Origin of the sequence: Novosphingobium aeonii (assembly GCF_052279045.1) — a bacterium.
Classification (GTDB): Bacteria; Pseudomonadota; Alphaproteobacteria; order Sphingomonadales; family Sphingomonadaceae; genus Novosphingobium.
This window is the reverse complement of record NZ_CP176832.1, coordinates 582,450-599,186: the sequence shown is the minus strand read 5'-3', so window position 1 is coordinate 599,186 and position 16,737 is coordinate 582,450. Positions and strand designations below refer to the sequence as shown.

21 protein-coding genes are annotated in these 16,737 nt (G+C 65.1%); 11 read left to right on the top strand and 10 right to left on the bottom strand.

Features of this window, described 5'->3' with window-relative positions:
- The 6 genes from ACLIMP_RS03005 to ACLIMP_RS02980 form a co-directional block, all read right to left on the bottom strand.
- Entirely contained in the window at positions 1 to 567 is a 567-nt protein-coding gene (locus ACLIMP_RS03005; protein WP_054442082.1) for a DUF1700 domain-containing protein, read from the bottom strand.
- Positions 557 to 916: a PadR family transcriptional regulator gene (locus ACLIMP_RS03000; protein ID WP_185998355.1), complete on the bottom strand. Its 360-nt coding sequence runs from the start codon at positions 914 to 916 to the stop codon at positions 557 to 559. The genes ACLIMP_RS03005 and ACLIMP_RS03000 overlap by 11 nt, the downstream gene beginning before the upstream one ends.
- Before the next feature lie 276 nt (positions 917 to 1,192).
- Positions 1,193 to 1,717 carry a 30S ribosomal protein S9 gene (gene rpsI, locus ACLIMP_RS02995; protein ID WP_132468630.1) on the bottom strand — a complete coding sequence of 175 codons (525 nt, stop codon included), beginning with the start codon at positions 1,715 to 1,717 and terminating at the stop codon, positions 1,193 to 1,195.
- The gene (gene rplM / locus ACLIMP_RS02990) at positions 1,717 to 2,196 is read right to left on the bottom strand and encodes a 50S ribosomal protein L13 (protein ID WP_054442085.1); all 480 of its coding nucleotides are present in this window, start codon (positions 2,194 to 2,196) and stop codon (positions 1,717 to 1,719) included. Before rplM ends, rpsI begins: the two co-directional genes overlap by 1 nt.
- Positions 2,197 to 2,341: 145 nt before the next feature.
- A complete protein-coding gene (cutA, locus tag ACLIMP_RS02985) occupies positions 2,342 to 2,680 on the bottom strand; it encodes a divalent-cation tolerance protein CutA (RefSeq protein WP_185998356.1) in 339 nt (112 codons plus the stop codon).
- Positions 2,677 to 3,765 carry a COX15/CtaA family protein gene (locus ACLIMP_RS02980; protein WP_185998357.1) on the bottom strand — a complete coding sequence of 363 codons (1,089 nt, stop codon included), beginning with the start codon at positions 3,763 to 3,765 and terminating at the stop codon, positions 2,677 to 2,679. Before ACLIMP_RS02980 ends, cutA begins: the two co-directional genes overlap by 4 nt.
- Positions 3,766 to 3,877: 112 nt before the next feature.
- Between ACLIMP_RS02980 and ACLIMP_RS02975 the strand changes: the two genes are divergently transcribed.
- The 9 genes from ACLIMP_RS02975 to ACLIMP_RS02935 all read left to right on the top strand — a co-directional run bounded on the left by ACLIMP_RS02975 (position 3,878) and on the right by ACLIMP_RS02935 (position 10,758).
- Positions 3,878 to 4,249 (top strand): MerC domain-containing protein, encoded by a 372-nt coding sequence (locus ACLIMP_RS02975; protein WP_185998358.1) that lies wholly within the window; start codon positions 3,878 to 3,880, stop codon positions 4,247 to 4,249.
- A gap of 60 nt (positions 4,250 to 4,309) precedes the next feature.
- On the top strand, positions 4,310 to 4,522 hold the full coding sequence (thiS, locus tag ACLIMP_RS02970) for a sulfur carrier protein ThiS (RefSeq protein ID WP_054442089.1): 213 nt from the start codon (positions 4,310 to 4,312) through the stop codon (positions 4,520 to 4,522).
- Between the two features lie 53 nt (positions 4,523 to 4,575).
- The gene (locus ACLIMP_RS02965) at positions 4,576 to 5,373 is read left to right on the top strand and encodes a bifunctional sulfur carrier protein/thiazole synthase protein (protein ID WP_324697433.1); all 798 of its coding nucleotides are present in this window, start codon (positions 4,576 to 4,578) and stop codon (positions 5,371 to 5,373) included.
- A gap of 224 nt (positions 5,374 to 5,597) precedes the next feature.
- On the top strand, positions 5,598 to 6,125 hold the full coding sequence (locus ACLIMP_RS02960) for a hypothetical protein (RefSeq protein ID WP_054442265.1): 528 nt from the start codon (positions 5,598 to 5,600) through the stop codon (positions 6,123 to 6,125).
- A gap of 99 nt (positions 6,126 to 6,224) precedes the next feature.
- Positions 6,225 to 7,472, top strand: a complete 1,248-nt coding sequence (locus tag ACLIMP_RS02955) for a murein hydrolase activator EnvC family protein (RefSeq protein ID WP_324697430.1) — start codon at positions 6,225 to 6,227, stop codon at positions 7,470 to 7,472.
- Positions 7,473 to 7,633: 161 nt separating this feature from the next.
- On the top strand, positions 7,634 to 9,028 hold the full coding sequence (locus ACLIMP_RS02950; protein WP_324697428.1) for a S41 family peptidase: 1,395 nt from the start codon (positions 7,634 to 7,636) through the stop codon (positions 9,026 to 9,028).
- 10 nt (positions 9,029 to 9,038) lie between these two features.
- Positions 9,039 to 9,527: a disulfide bond formation protein B gene (locus ACLIMP_RS02945; RefSeq protein ID WP_324697426.1), complete on the top strand. Its 489-nt coding sequence runs from the start codon at positions 9,039 to 9,041 to the stop codon at positions 9,525 to 9,527.
- Positions 9,524 to 10,039, top strand: a complete 516-nt coding sequence (locus tag ACLIMP_RS02940) for a demethoxyubiquinone hydroxylase family protein (RefSeq protein WP_054442093.1) — start codon at positions 9,524 to 9,526, stop codon at positions 10,037 to 10,039. Before ACLIMP_RS02945 ends, ACLIMP_RS02940 begins: the two co-directional genes overlap by 4 nt.
- Before the next feature lie 116 nt (positions 10,040 to 10,155).
- Positions 10,156 to 10,758 (top strand): hypothetical protein, encoded by a 603-nt coding sequence (locus ACLIMP_RS02935; RefSeq protein ID WP_132468631.1) that lies wholly within the window; start codon positions 10,156 to 10,158, stop codon positions 10,756 to 10,758.
- Positions 10,759 to 10,835: 77 nt separating this feature from the next.
- Here the strand turns inward: ACLIMP_RS02935 and fabI are convergent, their stop codons facing one another.
- From fabI to ACLIMP_RS02920, 3 genes are all read right to left on the bottom strand, one after another.
- Positions 10,836 to 11,639 carry an enoyl-ACP reductase FabI gene (fabI, locus tag ACLIMP_RS02930; protein WP_324697422.1) on the bottom strand — a complete coding sequence of 268 codons (804 nt, stop codon included), beginning with the start codon at positions 11,637 to 11,639 and terminating at the stop codon, positions 10,836 to 10,838.
- Positions 11,636 to 12,655: a YihY/virulence factor BrkB family protein gene (locus tag ACLIMP_RS02925; RefSeq protein WP_054442094.1), complete on the bottom strand. Its 1,020-nt coding sequence runs from the start codon at positions 12,653 to 12,655 to the stop codon at positions 11,636 to 11,638. The genes fabI and ACLIMP_RS02925 overlap by 4 nt, the downstream gene beginning before the upstream one ends.
- Before the next feature lie 111 nt (positions 12,656 to 12,766).
- Positions 12,767 to 13,735, bottom strand: coding sequence for a DnaJ C-terminal domain-containing protein (locus ACLIMP_RS02920; RefSeq protein WP_054442095.1), 969 nt, complete (start codon positions 13,733 to 13,735; stop codon positions 12,767 to 12,769).
- Between the two features lie 218 nt (positions 13,736 to 13,953).
- Here ACLIMP_RS02920 and pdxH point away from each other — a divergent pair, with 218 nt between their 5' ends.
- Positions 13,954 to 14,565 (top strand): pyridoxamine 5'-phosphate oxidase, encoded by a 612-nt coding sequence (gene pdxH, locus ACLIMP_RS02915; RefSeq protein WP_324697418.1) that lies wholly within the window; start codon positions 13,954 to 13,956, stop codon positions 14,563 to 14,565.
- 19 nt (positions 14,566 to 14,584) lie between these two features.
- Entirely contained in the window at positions 14,585 to 15,523 is a 939-nt protein-coding gene (locus tag ACLIMP_RS02910; protein ID WP_443478031.1) for a cation diffusion facilitator family transporter, read from the top strand.
- A 16-nt stretch (positions 15,524 to 15,539) separates the two neighbouring features.
- Here the strand turns inward: ACLIMP_RS02910 and ACLIMP_RS02905 are convergent, their stop codons facing one another.
- Complete coding sequence (locus ACLIMP_RS02905) at positions 15,540 to 16,721, bottom strand: serine hydrolase domain-containing protein (RefSeq protein ID WP_185998903.1); 1,182 nt, start codon at positions 16,719 to 16,721, stop codon at positions 15,540 to 15,542.
- Positions 16,722 to 16,737 lie beyond the last annotated feature (16 nt).

The window sequence follows — 16,737 nt, the reverse complement described above, 5'->3', positions numbered from 1 at the left end:
TCAGTTTTCGGGATGGATGGCGGGTTCGATCACGCGATAATGCAGGCGGCCGAACCACATGAGGGCATTGATGATCCAGATGCTGACCAGTGTCAGCAGCGCGGCCATCGCCACGGCGGCGCTCATGGTTCCGAGCCCTGCGAGGATCGCGACCAGGATGCCGCCGGGGAACCCGCTGAACGGCCCGGCGATCAGGATGAAGCCACCGGCGATGAAGATCGCGATGGCGGCCACGAACAGCCCGAACATCACGCCCAGCACGGGCAGGACGATCGGCAGCAGGATCAGGATGTCGATCGTGGCAAGGCCCATGAAGGCAAGGATCGCCCCCCAGGCCGAGGACGGCGAGCGGCCGCTTTCCCAGTTCCGGAAGCCGGCCTCGAAGCGCAGTTCGCGGGCGAGGCGCGCCGGATTGCCAAGAGCCTCGGCGACTTCCTCCTCGCTGCGGCCTTCGGCGACGCCGGCTTCGAAGTGGGCTTCGTAGTCGGCCACGATCTCGGCGATGTCGTCCTGCGGCATGCCCTTGAGGCCGGCCTTCAGGCGCTTGATGAACTCGTTACGCTTCATGGCTCGGTCCTCCTGCTTCCTGGGCCGGTGCGATGTCCTGGATCAGTCCATCGACGGCGGCGGTGAAGCCGCGCCATTCCTCGACCTGATCGGCAAGGCGGCTGCGGCCGGTATCGGTGATGCGGTAGTACTTGCGCGGCGGACCCGAGGGCGATTCCTCAAGGTAGGTCGCGACGAGGCCGTCCGACTGCATGCGGCGCATGAGCGGGTAGATCGTGCCTTCCCCCATGTCGACCGCGTCAGCCATGCGGCTGGCGATCTCGTAGGCGTAACTGTCGCCCCGGGAAAGCAGGGCGAGCACGCACAGGCCGAGCACTCCCTTCTTCAACTGGATTTCGATTTCGGACATCGAATCATCTCCTGCGGATGACCAGTGTATATCGCAAGCTATTGTGTAACGCAAGGTACCTTGTTGTAGTTGATATAACGCAGGGCAAGGTACCTATCCAATGACAGGTACCTTGCTATCTGCTGACGGTTTGGAGAAGTCCGGCAGCCGCGATTTCGGGCGCCGGGAAGCACCCGGCCGAGATGCCTCCTGGCAAACTGGCCGCCTGCCGAAGGCAACAAAAAAGGGCCGCGGTTTCCCGCGACCCTTTTTCGTAAGACGAAGCTCTCGAGAAGCTTAGCGCTTCGAGAACTGGAAGCTACGACGTGCCTTGGCACGGCCGTACTTCTTACGCTCGACGACGCGCGGGTCGCGGGTAAGGAAGCCGGCAGCCTTGACGGACGCGCGCAGGGCGGGCTCGTACTTGGAGAGAGCCTGGGCGATACCGTGCTTCACGGCGCCGGCCTGACCCGAGAGACCGCCGCCCTTGACGGTGGCGATCACGTCGTATGCGCCGTCGCGGCCAGCAACCTGGAAGGGCTGGTTGATGACGAGACGCAGGGTCGGACGTGCAAAGTACACTTCCTGGTCGCGGCCGTTGATGATGACCTTGCCGGTGCCGGGCTTCACCCACACGCGGGCCACGGCGTCCTTGCGGCGGCCGGTGGCGTAGGCGCGGCCGTATGCGTCGAGCTGCTGCTCGCGCAGGGGAGCGTTCGACACGACGGGCGTGAAGGTCTCTTCCGACGTTTCAACGGCGGTTGCGACTTCGCCGAGGTCCTTGAGGTCGGACAGGCTCTGAACGGTTTCGGTATCGGACATTACGCGCCCACCTTGTTCTTGCGGTTCATGGAAGCGACGTCGAGCGCTTCGGGCTGGGTACCACCGTGCGGGTGCTCGGTGCCTGCGTAGAGGTGCAGGGCGCGCATCTGGTCGCGGCCGAGCGGACCACGGGGGATCATGCGCTCAACGGCCTTTTCCAGGACACGCTCGGGGAAACGACCGGCGAGAACCTTGTCCGCGGTCACTTCCTTGATGCCGCCGGCATAGCCGGTGTGCTTGTAATAGGTCTTGTCGCCCAGCTTCTTGCCGGTGAACTTCACCTTCTCGGCGTTGATCACGACGACGTGGTCGCCGCAATCGACGTGCGGGGTGAAGCTCGGCTTGTGCTTGCCGCGCAGGAGGTCGGCGATGACGACCGCGAGACGGCCAACCACCAGACCCTCGGCATCGATCAGATGCCACTTCTTTTCCACCTCGGCCGGCTTGATCGACCGGGTGACCTTCGTAAGCGCCTTCATGGCTGGTCTATCCCTAATGTTCAGTTCGCGAGGCCGAATCTTTCGCTTTCACGAATCTCGGGCACCGCGGGAAGGCGGCCAAATCGTCGAAAAGGGCGCGCAAGTCAAGCAGAGCGCGGTTTTCCATAGAGGTAAAATGATACCTCTATGCTTGATGGAGCCCTGTTGCGGCCAACCAGGCCACGGTTCCGGTCGCCGCTGCATCGCACCGCCAGCCCAGCACGGCAGGTTCATCGTAAGGATGGATATCGGCGAGACGCGCCGTTGCCGCATCGAGCAGGCCCGCGTTGGTCTTCAGCAGCAGCCCGTGTTCGCGGGCGCTATCCTTCCTGCCGTTCCAGACGAAGATTGAGGTCATGCCCGGCAGCAGGTTCGCACAAGCCACGAGTCCCTCGTCGAGCAGAATATTTGCTGACGCGAGGGCGCTTTCCTCGTCCGGGAAGGGGCACCAGATGAGGGCGGGAATCGCGGAATCCCCGCTCACATCCCCAGCCCGACCTGATCACGCCGGCCGAGGCAGTGGGCGCCCCAGACCGTGGCGGCGACGAGAAGCGCGCCGCAGAGCTGGTGCGCTACCGCAAGCCAGAGGGCCACGCCCGACCAGACGGTGAAGATGCCCAGCAGCACTTGCGTGCCGAATGCCGAATGCACCGCGATCGAGGCCAGACGCGCATGCCGGGCCTTGAGGCGGCGGCCCATCACGATCAGCGCGGCCACCACGGCCCAGGCCCACCAGCGGTGAATGAAGTGAGTCAGGAACGGGTCGTTGACGAGCGCATGGAGCGCGCCGCCCGCCCATTCCACGCCCTCCGGGAAGAACGTGCCCTGCATGAGCGGCCAGGCGTCCATGCTGAACCAGCCCATCCCCGCGACGTAACCGGCACGCAGGCCGGCCACCATCGCGCCCATGAACAGCTGGAAGAACAACATGCCCAATGCCAGCGCGCTGAATCGGGTCAGGCGGGCCGGCGCCTGCCCGCGTCGCAACTCGCGAAGGTCGAGCGCGGTCCATACGAGGCCGCCGAGCGTCGTCAACGCGACCAGCAGGTGCGCGGCGAGGCGGAAGTGGCTCACCCGGTCGGCTGCTTCGGCGCTGAGGCCCGAGGAGACCATCCACCAGCCCACCACGCCCTGAAGTCCGCCCAGCGCCAGCAGTGCGACAAGGCGGGTCTTGTAGCCCAGTGGAATCGTCCGCTTGTACCAGAACCACGCCAGCGGCAGCGCGAAGGCCAGCCCGATCACCCGTGCCAGCAGGCGGTGGACCCATTCCCAGAAGTAGATGAACTTGTACTGCGCCAGCGTCATGCCCGCCGGGCCGTTGACGTCGATGTACTGCGGGATCTGCTTGTAGCGGGCGAACTCTGCCTGCCACTGGGCGTCGGTCAGCGGCGGGATCGCGCCGGTGAGCGGTTTCCACTGGGTGATGGAGAGCCCGGACTCGGTCAGCCGGGTAATGCCTCCGACTGCAACGATAAGGACAACCAGCGCGGCTACGAACAGCAGCCAGCGAACCATGGGGGCGATATCGTCGGCTGTACCGAGGATGGGGCGACCGTCAGAGACTCTCATGGCGCAAATCCCTGCGATCTTGCGACGAAATGCGCAAGAGGCGCGTCGACCGAATGTTGCGCGTCAAGGTCGGGACTTGATGAATGTTACAACGTCACATACATGGTCACGCATGCGCACCGCCTTCAACGCGATTCGAAACCGGCTGGACCGGGCAGGCATCGTCCTTAGTGGACTGTGTGCCCTGCACTGCGTTCTGGGTGTGGTTCTCGTGGGATTCCTAGGGCTTGGCGGCGAGGTTCTGCTTTCGCCGGCAGTTCATCGCGTCGGACTGGCGCTGGCGCTGGTCGTCGGTTTGGTTTCGCTGGGATTTGGCGTCATGCGCCATGGCCGCATCGCCCCGCTGGTGATCGGCGGGGTGGGCCTTGCTTTCATGGCCACGGCGATCGCGGTTGGCCACGGGCTTGCTGAATCGATCCTGACGATCATCGGCGTCGCGCTTGTGGCCTTCGCGCACATCCGGAACCTGCACCGCGCGCACTGAAAGTGCCGGGACCGGACCCTGGGCACTTTCCAAATCCATTCTCCGCGCTATCTGCGGCCCATGGCTGCAGAACTCTCCCTCACCGTGAACGGCGAACCGCGGCGCGCGGCGCCCGGCTCATCGATTGCCGATCTCGTTGCCGGCATCGGCCTCGATCCGAAGAAGGTCGCTGTCGAGCATAACGGCGAGATCGCCCCGCGCTCGACCCTGGCCGATGTGCTGCTCTCCGATGGCGACGTGCTGGAGATCGTGCACTTCGTCGGCGGCGGCTGAGCAAGCGCAACGGCCCGAATCCTGACATACCGTTCCCCGAAAGGACGAGAACCTTGACCGATACCGTATCTGATTCCTCGACCGCAGATTCCTGGACTGTCGCTGGTCGTACTTTCCGTTCGCGCCTGATCGTGGGCACCGGCAAGTACAAGGATTTCGAGCAGAACGCGGCAGCGGTAGAGGCTTCCGGCGCGGAAATCGTTACGGTGGCGGTGCGCCGGGTCAATGTCTCGGACCCCAAGGCGCCGATGCTGACCGACTTCATCGATCCGAAGAAGATCACCTATCTTCCGAACACCGCCGGTTGTTTCACTGCCGACGAAGCCATCCGCACCCTGCGCCTGGCGCGCGAGGCGGGCGGCTGGGATCTGGTGAAGCTGGAAGTGCTGGGCGAGGCGCGCACGCTCTACCCCGACATGCGCGAGACGCTGAAGGCTACGGAAATCCTCGCGAAGGAAGGTTTCCTGCCGATGGTCTACTGCGTGGACGATCCGATCGCTGCAAAGCAGCTCGAGGACTGCGGCGCGGTGGCGGTGATGCCTCTCGGTGCGCCGATCGGATCGGGTCTGGGCATCCAGAACAAGGTCACGGTCCGCCTGATCGTGGAAGGGGCCAAAGTGCCGGTGCTCGTCGATGCGGGCGTGGGCACGGCCTCGGAAGCCGCCGTGGCGATGGAACTGGGCTGCGATGGCGTGCTGATGAACACCGCCATCGCCGAAGCGCGCGATCCGATCCGCATGGCCCGCGCGATGAAGCTGGCGGTCGAAGCGGGGCGTGATGCCTATCTCGCCGGGCGCATGGCGCAGCGCCGATATGCCGATCCGTCGAGCCCGCTCGCCGGGCTGATCTGAACGGCCTTTCCTAGTGTCCGGCAGTTCGCGAAGGAAGGCCGGACACGAACTGAAAAATACCCGAAAGGGCATCTTTCAAACTGTCCCGAATTGAATCTTGCACGAATCTTACCGCAAATATCGTGTACAAACCTTTGCGCGGTTAAGGCTGTAGCAACCGAAGAGGCCGAAATTGGTTTTTGTGACAGGAAGGATTGTCCTTCCGTGGCACGAGGATCACGATCATGACTCACACGGGCAAGGCCACCATCACGATCGGCGAACTCCGCGAGTTTGCAAGCTTCACGTCCTGCGAGCAGCGCTACATCCGGCGCAGCCTCGACGTGGGCCTCGGTCGGCAGGATGCCCTCGGGCTCTGGGCGCGCGATGCCGCCGAAGCTTCCTCGATCCGCAAGCAGTATGAGGCTTATGCCGATCTCGCGTCGCTGCGCGAAATGCGTCCGGACGAGTTCGGTTTCGACGATATCGAGACTTTCGTGGGCCGGATGGTGCGGATCGCCGCCTTCGACCTGGCGCAGGAACGCATCGAATCCTTCCCGGCTTTCCGCTTCCTCTATGAGCGGCTGCTGGGCGCCTGGGTTCGCCCCTGGCTTCCGGGCGCGTTCTGCGGGGCCGCCGCGCTTCCCCAGATCAGGCCGGATCGCCGCCGCACGCTGCTCCATTCGATCAGCGAAGCCGCTGCAACCGCGCACGGGTGGTCGGAACGCGAACCCAGCTTCTATCCCGAATGGATCGAGAAGGAAGCCGCCTGAGCCGAACCGCCGCACGAAACTCCAGTGGGGCGTCTCCGTTGCGGGACGCCCGCTTTTCTCCTCTTCCCGCCGGACTCATGCTGCCCTAATCACGGCGGCGTGAAGCTCTTCCCGCGCCCCCTGCCCGTCGTCACCGTCATTGCGCTGGGACTTGGCGTGGCTGTCGTCGCAGGGAATGGCCTTACCCAGACGGGTGCGCTCGCGGTGCTGGACCCGGCGGCAGACGCGACCCAGGCACAGCAGGACATGCTCGCGGCGCGCCGTGAAAGCGATGCCGCCCGCAAGCGCGCCGAAAAGCTTGAGGGAAAGGCCCGCGAAGTCACCGAACAGGCCGAGAAGACCGCGAGAGAGACTGCGGCCGTTGCCGCGCGCATCCAGGAAACGGAGGCCGGGATCGCCGCACAGCAGGCCAAGGTCAGGCTGATCGCCTTGCAGCGCGTAGGGCTGCGGGAGAGGTTGGCGGAGCGGCAGGCCCCCCTCTCGCGCCTGACCGGATCGTTGCAGCGCCTGTCGCGAAGACCGCCGCTTCTCGCGCTCCTGCGGCCGGGATCGGTGCGGGATGCGGTCTATCTCCGGGCGATGCTGGACACGATGCTTCCCCAGGTCGAGCGGCGCACCGCAGGCCTGCGGGCGGAGATCGAGCGCGGACGCGCACTGGAACAGCAGGCGCTCGCCGCCGGACATGAACTCACCGAAATGGAAGGCGAGATGCGGCAGCGGCGCAAGGCGCTCGCCGTGCTGGAATCGAATCAGCGCCTTGCCGGCAGGCAGGCAAGCGGCATCGCGGCCCGGGAAGGCGAGCGGGCGCTGGCGCTCGCCGAAAAGGCGCGGGATCTTGGCGATCTTGTTGACCGGATGGGCGAACAGGGCGTTCTGCGCGAACAGCTCGCAGCCCTGCCCGGACCGATCATGCGCCCGCCCCGTCCCGAAGAGTCACGCGTGATCGAGGCATCGCAGTTCGTGGCCACGCCCGAGGGTCTGGCCAGCTACATGCTGCCGGTCACGGGACGGCTGGTCACGGGATATGGCGAGGTCCTGCCGGGGCAGGCCCCTTCGCGCGGGCTTTCGCTGGCTCCGCGCGCGAATGCGCAAGTCGTCGCCCCCGCAGCCGGGCGCGTCGCTTTCGCCGGGCCCTATCCCGGCTACGGACGCATCGTCATCATCGAACATGCCGGCGGCTGGACCTCGCTGGTGACGGGTCTGGCCCGGCTCGACGCACAAGTCGGCAGGCAGGTCGTGGCGGGGGCGCCGATCGGCATGACCGGGCCGCGCGATCCACGCGTGATGGTTGAACTGAGGCGGGGCGGAGAGACCGTGAATCCCCTGCAATATATCCGTTCTCTCTGAGAGGCGCTTACCCGTTTGCGCCCCGTTCATCTTCGAAACCCTAAATCCTTCGGAACATGCACCGCACTGCTGGCAATTGTGCCCGTGCCCCGGTAGGATTACAGTCAGAAATCCCCGCCGGTCCCGGCCGGACGTGACGTACGAAAAGGCATTCCAGCCAGATGAAATTCGCTCCCCTGATGCGCGCTGCCCTGCTGGTGTCGGCCGTGGCCGTCCTTCCCGTGGCGACGTCCGGTCTTTCCGCGGTGGACAGCCGCGTGAATCCCGAATTCAGCAAGCTCTTCACCATCTACGAACTGGTGAAGGCGAACTATGTCGACCAGGTGGACGACGACAAGCTGATCAAGGGCGCGATCGACGGGATGCTGGCCAGCCTCGATCCGCATTCCAACTATCTCGACGGTCCCTCGCTCCAGCGGCTGGAGACCATGATCGACGGCAATTACACCGGCCTCGGTCTCTCGGTGGTCGAGGATGACGGCGCCGTGAAGGTCGTTTCTCCGTTCAAGGGCAGCCCCGCGGAAAAGGCCGGCATCAAGGCGGGCGACTACATCACGCATCTCGACGGCGTGCTCTATTACGAGCGCGACCTGGACGAGGCGGTCTCCAAGATGCGCGGCCAGGCCGGCACCTCGATCCGCCTGACGATCTACCGCCCCGGCCGTGACGAACCTTTCGACGTGACGGTAACGCGCGGCGTGATCGAACTGGAACCGGTGACCTGGGAACTGAAGAACGACGTGGGCGTGATCTCGGTGAACGAGTTTTCGCGCGATGTCGGCAACTTCGTGAACAAGGGCATCGCCGACCTGAAGAAACAGGCCGCCACCAAGGGCGTGAAGCTGGACGGGCTCGTACTTGACCTGCGCTCCAACCCGGGTGGCTCGCTTGACGAGGCGGTGGCGCTGTCCGACCTGTTCCTCGACAAGGGCGTGATCGTTTCCCAGCGCGGCCGCATCGCCAGCGAGAACCAGTATTACCGCGCAGAATCGATGTTCAAGGGCGATACCGTGAAAGGCATGCCGATCGTCGTGCTGGTCGATGCCGGTTCGGCTTCGGCTTCCGAAATCGTGGCGGGTGCGCTTCAGGACCAGCACCGCGCCGTCATCATGGGCGAACGCACTTTCGGCAAGGGCTCGGTCCAGTCGTTCATCCAGCTCGACAAGAACAGCGCGGTGAAGCTCACCACGGCACGTTACTTCACGCCTTCGGGACACTCGGTGCAGGAGGGCGGCATCGTTCCCGACATCAAGGTGCCGCAGCTTTCCGATCCCGACGCGCGGGTCCGTGCCGAACGCGCGGTGCGCGAATCCGATCTCCGCGGTCACCTCATCAACGAGGCGGCGATGGGCGACAAGGATCTGGAAACCGACAAGATGGACGATCCGCGTTTCAAGATCTCCGCCGATGAACTGAAGAAGCAGGGAATCGACGATTTCCAGCTCACGTATGCGATCGACACGCTGCGTCGCACCGCCGGAAAGCCCGCGCTGGCACGCTATACGGCGCCCGCCGCAAGCGGGCAGGTCGCGCCCAAGACCGCGCAGAAGGACTGAGGCCGCCGCGATGACCGTTGCCGTTGCCGCACCCTTGCGCGCCGCCCGCGCGCTGGCTTTCGCCATTCCCGTGGTCCTGCTCGGCGGGGCCTATGTCAGCCAGTATGCCTTCGGCCTGCATCCTTGCGAAATGTGCTGGTGGCAGCGCTATCCGCACATGTTCGCGATCGTCTTTGCCGCGCTCGCCTTTTTCTGGCGTCCGGTCCGCCCGCTGGTGGCGGTGGCGGCGCTGGGCGTGCTGGTTTCGGGCCTCATCGGCGGTTTCCATGCCGGAGTCGAATACGGCTGGTGGGAAGGCATGACCGCCTGCACGTCCAGCCCGTTCGCGGCCGGTGTCGACCCGATGGATGCGATCATGAACGCGCCGGTGATCCGGTGCGACGTTGCGCCCTGGACGCTTGGGGGAATTTCGCTCGCCGGATTCAACTTCCTCATCTCCACCCTGGGCGCGCTGGCCGTGTTCGGCTTCGTCGCCCGCAGTCTGAAGGTCCAGCCATGACGTCACCCAAGGCCGCGCGGATGCTGCGCGTCGACCAGGCCGGCGAATATGGGGCGACGCGGATCTATGCGGGCCAGCTTGCGGTGATGGGCGCGCGCGCGCCGCACTCCACCGAGATCGCCGGCATGGCCGAGCAGGAGGCCGAGCATAAGGCGCGCTTCGATGCGATGATCGCGGAACGCGGCGTGCGCCCGACATTGCTTCAGCCGGTATGGTCGGTGGCGGGCTATGCGCTCGGCGCGGCAACGGCGCTGATCGGCCCTAAGGCGGCGATGGCGTGCACCGCCGCGATCGAGACCGAGATCGACCGCCACTACACCGAGCAGCTTGAGGACCTTGGCGACGAGGATCCAGAACTGGGCGAGGCCATCCTCAAGTTCCGGGATGAGGAGCGCGAACACCGCGACGCTGCCCTGGCGGCCGGGGCTGAAGAGGCGCCTGCCTATCCGCTCCTGTTCAATGCGATCCGACTCGGATGCCGCGTAGCGATCAAGCTCTCGGAAAGAATCTGAAATCCGGGCGTTATATTGGCGCCCAAGAGGGGTGCCATGTTACCTTAAGGTACCGTTCAAGGCCGTCAGACCCTATATCGGGTCACGCGACGTTCTCGACCAAGCTGGAGTTTCCCATGACGCGCCTCCTGACCACAGCAGCAGCCATCGCCACGTTCGGGCTTGGGCTGACCCTCGGCGCGCTTCCGGCTGCGGCGCAGGAAGACAGCCTCGGGGCCGGTGACGAGAAGGTCAACCAGCTCATCATCTATGGCGACGATCCTTGCCCGGCCTCGGCCAGCGGCGAAATCACCGTCTGCGCCCGCAAGGCGGAAGCCGAGCGCTACCGTATTCCCGAACCGCTGCGCGGTATCGATTCGCCCAAGTCCGATGCCTGGACCAACAAGGTCCAGGCTTATGAAACAGTGGGTGCTTTCGGCAACATGAGCTGTTCGCCGGTCGGTGCGGGCGGTGCTTCAGGGTGCACCCAGAAGCTGATCGACCGTGCCTATGCCGAAAAGAAGAACGGTTCGGACGTTAAGTTCAGCGAACTGATCCAGGCCGAACGCGAGAAGCGCCTGTCCACCATTGATGCGGATGCCGCCGAGCAGCAGAAGCGGGTCGAGGAAGCCGAGAAGGCCTATTTCGACCAGCGCCAGCGCCAGGAAGCGGAAGAGGATGCCAAGGCCGCCGCCGCCGCTGGGCAGCCCGCTGCTCCGCTGCCCAAGCCCAAGCCGTAAGTTCTTGCCGATACCTCGCGAAAAGGGGCCGGGAATCGCTTCCCGGCCCCTTTTCGTTTGCCTGGCAAAAGCGCCGATCAGCTCAGCGCGATATCCGGTGCGTCTTCCTGCTTCATGCCCACCACGTGGTAGCCCGCGTCGACGTGATGCGTTTCGCCGGTCACGCCTGAGGACAGGTCGGAAAGGAAGTAGAGGCCCGAACCGCCCACATCGTCGATGGTGACGTTGCGGCGCAGCGGCGAGTTCAGTTCGTTCCACTTGAGGATGTAGCGGAAATCGCCGATGCCGCTGGCGGCCAGGGTCTTGATCGGACCGGCCGAGATCGCGTTCACGCGGATGTTCTGCGGGCCGAGATCGTTGGCAAGGTACATGACCGAGGCTTCGAGCGCCGCCTTGGCCACGCCCATCACGTTGTAGTGCGGCACGACCTTTTCGGCGCCGTAATAAGTCAGCGTGAGGATCGAACCGCCTTCGGGCATCATCGGCGCTGCGCGCTTGGTGACGGCGACGAGGCTGTAGGCCGAGATGTTCATCGTCATCAGGAAGTTGTCGAGGCTGGTGTTGACGTACTTGCCGCGCAGCTCGTTCTTGTCCGAGAAGCCGATGGCGTGGACGATGAAGTCGATCGTGGGCCAGCGTTCGGCCAGCGTTTCGAAGGCGGTGTCGAGGGCTGCCATGTCCGAAACGTCGCAATCGATGAGGAAATCGCTGCCCAGGCTTTCCGCCAGCGGCTTCACGCGCTTGGCCAGCGCTTCGCCCTGATAGGAGAAGGCCAGTTCCGCGCCCTGTTCGTGCAGCTTCTTCGCGATGCCCCAGGCCAGGGACTTGTCGTTGGCAAGGCCCATGATCAGGCCGCGTTTACCCTGCATCAGACCGGTCATTCGTGTTCTTCCTGTACTTCGTTGTTCTGTGCAGTCGTGCTGCTTCTCCCGCCTGCGCCGCCGGCGAGCATTTCCTGCTCCTCGGGACTGACGGTGAGGGCGGCATTGAGTTCCGCGCCTGCGACCATCCCTAGTCCGACAAGCCAGAAAAAGAAAAGCGCGATCATCACTCCGGCGAGACTTCCGTACGTCAAATCGTAAGCGATGAAATTGCGCAACACTCTGGGAAGGAGCCAGGCCGTGCCGAACCACCAGCTGGCGACGAGCAGGGCGCCGGGCCATTTCGGGTAACGCCGGGCCTGATATCGCGTGGGAGTCAGCAGGAAAAACAGGACGTAGAGCGATCCGAACAGCGTGATCGCAGTGATCCCGCGCGAAATCGTGATCTGGTAATCGAAGCGTCCGAGCCCCGGAAACAGCGTCAGCAGTACTTCCTCGATCACGGAAATCATCACTTGCGAGGACAGCGAAAGCAGCAGCATCAGCACCGAACCGAAGATCAGCCCGCTCGACGCCAGGCGGTTTCTCCAGAATTTCAGTCCCTTGGTCATGCCGTAGGCACGATGGAGGATATCGCGGATAGTCTCGATCAGGCTGGTCGTGGTCCACAGGCCCAGCGCGCCGCCGATCCACAGCAGCCAGCCGTGGCGTGCGGTTGCGGCATCGCGTGCGACCGGCGCCAGCGCTTCCTCCACGCGCGGGGGAAGGGCGGCGAGCACGGCATTGATCGAGCTTTCGAGTTGTCCCTGCTCCCCCAGCGCCGCGTAGATTGCCGCCAGCGCGATGAAGAAGGGGAACAGCGCGACGATCGACATGTACGCGAAATTGCCCGCGTGAATGAAGCCATCTTCCCAGGTGCCGGCGACAACGCGCGAAATGACGGTGTAGGGCCGGTTGTTGGGCCGGGGGCGCGAAATCCGCTCCTGCATTTCCCGCCAGCGCAAGGCGGCGCGGCGACGCGCCTCGGGCGAGATCGCGGCCGTAGTCGCCAGTTCTGTCGACGGATCGCCTTTCACCCTGCCGACATAGGCGGTCGGGGCCGGATATTCAAATCCGGCAGGGGCTTGGCCAAGGGCGGGGCGGCACAGGGGTGCTCAACCGTCCCGCGCCGCGCCGCCGATGCCGGGTCAGATTCCGAGTTTCGCCCGGACGTCGCGGTTGTCCTTCCAGCCTTCCAGACGCTTGGCCAAGTCGGCGTCGTGTTCGGGAAGGACGATCTGGAGGGTGATGAGCAGATCGCCTCGGCTGCTGTCCTTGCGGGTCATGCCGCGTCCCTTGAGGCGAAGCACCTTGCCGGAACTTGCACCGACCGGAACCGAAAGCATCACCGCGCCGGAGGCAGTGGGCGCCTTGACCTTGCCGCCATTCAGCGCCTCGTCGAGGGTGATCGGCAGATCCACCCGCAAATCGTCGCCATCCTGGCGGAAGAAGGCATGCGGCTGGATGTTCAGGGTGACGATGGCGTCGCCCATGCCCCCGGGGCCGGCTTCGCCCTTCCCGGCAAGGCGCATCTGGGTGCCGTCCTCAAGTCCGGCAGGGAGCTTGAGATCGATGGTCTTGCCATCCGACAGGGTGATGCGCTGCGGTTTCAGCTCTGCTGCGTCGGGCAAAGGCACGGAAAGGCGGTAATTCACGTTGGCGCCGCGCGGTGCCGCACGGCCGCGTCCTCCGCCTCCGCCCATTCCGGCTCCCCCGAAGCCGCCGGGTCCGCGCTGGCCGGAGCCGCCGAAGATGCCGCCGAACAGGTCTTCAAGGTCGATCCCGTCATTGCCGCCGAATCCGCCGCCGAATCCGCGCTGCCCGCCCGGCCCGCCGCCAAAACCGCCGCCGCCGAATCCGCCGCCGCCGCCCATGCCGCCGAAGCCCATCGGGTTGCCGTCCGCGTCGATCTCGCCGCGATCGAACCTGGCCCGCTTGTCCTTGTCGGAAAGCAGGTCGTAAGCCGATGTCACCTCGGAGAAGCGTTCCGAAGCCTTTGGATTGTCCTTGTTGGTATCGGGATGAAGTTCTTTCGCCAGCTTGCGATAGGCGGACTTGATGTCCTTCTCGCTGGCTGTGCGCGATACGCCAAGGGTCGAATAAGGGTCTGCTGCCATGGCATCCTAGCTAGGTGGGGACGAGCCGCACGGCAAGCGGTGCTTTCCTAGATCCGGCCGTGCGTCTATTGCACCGGCCATGTTCTTGCCCATGTCCCTCTGGGCCATCAGGAATTGCCGCAACCGCGGTGCTTTTGTAGGCGCGGGGAGCGGGGGGGAGCCGGAGGGTTATCTTGCCCGCCGGCAAAGACCGCACATAATTTCGTCAGGAAGTGAAGATGGAAGCTGAACAGGCCCGCGAAGTCATTCCCCACGGCGATCCGTTCGCCCTGTTCAAGGCCTGGTACGACGAGGCCCGCGAAGCGGAGCCGAATGATTCAAACGCCATGGCACTGGCCACGGCAACGCCGGACGGGCTGCCTTCGGTCAGGATGGTCCTGCTCAAGGGCTACGGCCCGGACGGCTTCGTGTTCTATACCAATGGACACAGCCGCAAAGGCCAGGAAATAGCCGCCAATCCGCACGTGGCGCTGCTGTTCCACTGGAAGAGCCTGCGCCGCCAGATTCGTATCGAGGGCCGGCTCGAGCCGGTCAGCACGGAAGAGGCCGATGCCTATTTCCACTCGCGCGCCCGCGATTCGCAGCTTGGCGCAGTCGCGTCCGACCAGTCGGCTTCGCTCGATAGCCGCGAAACGTTCCTGGCCCGCTACGAGGAAGTTCGCGCCCGCTTCGGCGATGGCGAGATCGAGCGCCCCGCGCATTGGGGCGGATTCCGCGTGGTTCCCGCTGCGATAGAGTTCTGGCACGACCGTCCCTACCGGCTTCACGAACGCCGCCGTTTCGTGCGGAACGCCGAAGGCGGCTGGGCCAGCACGCTGCTTTATCCCTGAGCCCTGCCGGAGCGTTTCCTTGCATCAACATGCCTCCCTGAACCGCAGCGCCGCCATCGCCAGCATAGGCACGGCGGTGTTCCTGCTCGCGCTCAAGGGCTGGGCGGCATGGTCGACCGGCTCGACGGCGATGCTGGGCAGCCTGGCCGACACCGCGCTGGACCTTGTGGCCAGTATCGCCACCTTGCTCGGCGTCTGGATCGCCTCGCAACCGGCGGACGACAAGCACCGTTTCGGCCATGGCAAGGCGGAGGCGATCGCGGCGATGTTCCAGATCGTGCTGATTTCGATCTCCGCGCTCGCCATCGCCAGCCGCGCCGTCGAGGAGTTTCTGGCAGGGAGCACGGTCGAAAAGGCGGAAGGCGGCATTGCCGTATCCGCGGCCGCCATCGTGTTGACGCTGATGCTGGTGGCCTGGCAGCGCCATGTCATCCGAAAGACCGGCAGCATCGCCATCCAGACCGACAGCGTCCACTATCAGTCGGATCTGATGCTCAACCTTGCTGTGATCGTGGCGCTCGTGCTCGACCATTATGCGGGGCTGAGGGGGGCGGACCCGCTGTTCGGGATCGGCATTGCCGCATGGCTGGGCTGGGGCGCCTGGAGGGCCTCGCAGGACGTGCTGGACCAGTTGATGGACCATGAGTGGCCCGAGGAGGAGAAGGACCGTTTCCTCCAGGTACTTGCCCGCCATCCCGACATCACCGGCGTTCACGACCTGCGCACGCGCACTTCGGGAAACAAGGATTTCGTGCAGTTTCATGTCTGGGTAGACCCGAACATGACCGTTCGCGAGGCGCACCGTGTGATGGACGAACTGGAGCACCGGCTCGCCGTCGAGTTCCCCGGCACGGAAATCCTCATCCATCCCGATCCGGAAGGCCTGGTGGACGAAGCAGGGCAGGCGGGGCTGGACGTATTGCCGCCAATCCGCGTGAACCTCGATCAGTCCTCTTAAGCGCCAAAAAGGGCTTTCAGATGCCGCCGGGGAACATCGCCATCAGCTTGCCCAGCCGGTCGTGCAGGAGGCGTTCCTGCTGCGGGTCGCTCTCGCCCAGGCGGACGATGGTGAGAAGCTGGTCGGGTGATCCGATCACGTATTGGCCATGCTCGCCGACGCAGGCGAAGACATTGGCGGGGGCCATGCCGGGAAACAACACGGCCTCGTCACCGCCGCCGTTCTTGCCGCGCCCCCGGTTGAGCCAGACTCCCGCGCCGTAGCCGGGATTGCGGGGCGAAGGCTCCAGCATGAACTGCACCCAGCGTCGGGGCAGGATCTGGGCGCCCTGGATCGATCCGGTGTGGCGCAGGAATTCGCCGAGCTTGGCCCAGTCGCGGGCATCGGCGTGGATCATGGCCGAACCGATCATCGTTCCGGCGCGGTCGAACCCCGCCATGCCGGAATCCATGCCGAGCGGAAGCAGGACGCGGTTGCGCAAATAGTCGCCCACGGCTCTGCGGCGGCGGTCGGGATTGCGGTCGGGCGAAAGGACGCGCGCCGCAAGGTCGGAGAGAATCACCGGCGTCGCCGCGCTGTTCACGAAGCGCGCGCCTGCAGGGGCCTCCAGCGGCTGGGCCTCGGCGTAGGCGGCCATGTCGTCGCGCCCGTCGAGATAGAGCATCCGCATACGGTCGGATTGCCGGGCGAGCCCGGCTTCCGGGTTGCCGTTGGCGGCGGGCGGGCCCGATTCCGAATGGCGCAGGCCCGAGCGCATCTGCAGGAGCTGCTTCAGCGTGATTTCGCCGCGCGGGTCGCCCGGGCGCTGCCAGGCGGGAATCGGCGCCGATTCGTTCAGGCGCAGGCGGCCGTCGCTGACGAGCTGCCCGATCATCAGCGCGGTCACGCATTGGCCCATGCCCCAGCCGTGCAGCCGGGTTTCGGGCTTGATCCCAGCACCGTAGCGTTCGGCGATGACCGAGCCGCGCTTCATCACCACCAGCGCATCGGTGCGGCCTACCTCTTCATCGCCGAACAGGCCGTCGATGGCGCGGCCGAGCGATTCGCGGGGGGCACCGCCGTCATCCTTGATCGCGGCTTGCGATTCCGCGCTGGGCGGCGGCGGGCCCTGCTGCGCGTCCTGTCCACAGCCGCTCAGGAGGCCGAGGGCTGGCAGGACGGAGAGGGCAAGGATAAGGGAAGGGCGGCGCACCGGCATGACGCGGGGTGTGATG